This window comes from Rubritalea profundi (assembly GCF_002954445.1).
Classification (GTDB): domain Bacteria; phylum Verrucomicrobiota; class Verrucomicrobiia; order Verrucomicrobiales; family Akkermansiaceae; genus Rubritalea; species Rubritalea profundi.
Genome location: NZ_MQWA01000001.1, coordinates 2,133,031 through 2,134,194, shown reverse-complemented (window position 1 = coordinate 2,134,194; position 1,164 = coordinate 2,133,031). Strand labels below are relative to the sequence as shown.

2 protein-coding genes and 1 pseudogene are annotated in these 1,164 nt (G+C 46.1%); all 3 read right to left on the bottom strand.

The genetic code is table 11. From position 1 onward, the window contains the following. Window positions 1-521: pseudogene (locus BSZ32_RS18810) on the bottom strand (hypothetical protein); the annotation flags it as partial. Window positions 522-623: 102 nt separating this feature from the next. Beyond that, window positions 624-881, bottom strand: coding sequence for a hypothetical protein (locus tag BSZ32_RS09370; protein ID WP_105043187.1), 258 nt, complete (start codon window positions 879-881; stop codon window positions 624-626). A gap of 11 nt (window positions 882-892) precedes the next feature. Then, on the bottom strand, window positions 893-1,164 hold a 272-nt coding region (locus BSZ32_RS09365; protein WP_165788757.1), incomplete at its 5' end, for a hypothetical protein.

The window sequence follows — 1,164 nt, the reverse complement described above, 5'->3', positions numbered from 1 at the left end:
AAGGTTCCTTTGATTGCTTCTGGGTAGTAATACCCTCCTTTCCCAGCGGCGAAGCCAATCATCCGTGTCGGATTGTGGCAGCTGAACCCGAAAGCGAACTGCCCGCCCGCTGAGAATCCGTATATAAGAAGCGGCAATTCTTTCAGTGAATAGCCCTTTGGGGCCTCATCCAACTTCTCAATCGCGGATTCAAGTGCGGCACCGCTGCCACATTGCGCCGCGGCATAGTGATTGTGCTTGTCGTACTTCTTTTTGTCCTTTTTCACCAAGGTGCAGGCGACGATTGCAGCCTGGGTCTCGCTTGCAAATTGTAGCCATTGCTTGTGCTTAAGAAGCCCCGATCCATCAGCATTGATTCCCTTTAGTAATACGAGTATATATTTGGGTTTCGTTACTTTTTCAGGGACGCGAAGGTAGAAGACAGCCTTGCTGAAGTTGTCCTGCGGTCCTGGTTTTATATGAACGATACGGCTGTTTTCAGGGGTTTTGGTTTGGCCGCCCAATACAAATGCTGAATTCAAAAGCAGCAGGCCTAGTATTGCGATCTGTTTGTTAATGCTAGAAATTTGCTTTTTGAGTGAGGTGTTCGGAGGGGCTGCCTTGGGGTGATAAGGGGGCAGAACTTACTTCTTTTTCTTCTTCTTTGTTTTTTCTTCAAACTTCAACTTGTCTCCACCCTTGACAAAAAGAACGTAGCTAGCCTTCCACGGTTGTTCATCTTCCCCGGAAACTGTTAAGTCCTCCACCACGAGAGAACGCGCAAGAATCATGAAGTCGACCCCGCCCACGGACACTTTATGCATTTCAAGAGCTTGATCCGCATATTTCCCGATCAGCATTCCTTTGGTCCAAAAATTCTCAGGATAGTGTCTATTGTTCATCCCTAGGTTTCTCACTTTTCCCCCATCTTCAAAAGAAAAACCATACTTTGACTTATGTGGCTTTGAGCCTTTGCTTTCCAATCTGCTAGCCATGGTTTTATATTTGCTTTAGCCTCGGCCACCGTTTCGCAATGCACACCTTTAGCAAAATAAACGAGCTTCCAGTCTCCTAACATTGACTTATCTGGAGTGAATTTACCACTGTAGCTATAGAGATCTCTGTCATTTTTGGACTGCATGTAGCGCACGGTCTTTTTGGGGAACTTGAGAATGAAATCGATAT

What these genes read in the sequence shown, in the direction of transcription:
- BSZ32_RS09370 (WP_105043187.1), bottom strand. Translation starts at nt 881, where the DNA reads ATGAACAATAGACACTATCCTGAGAATTTTTGGACCAAAGGAATGCTG.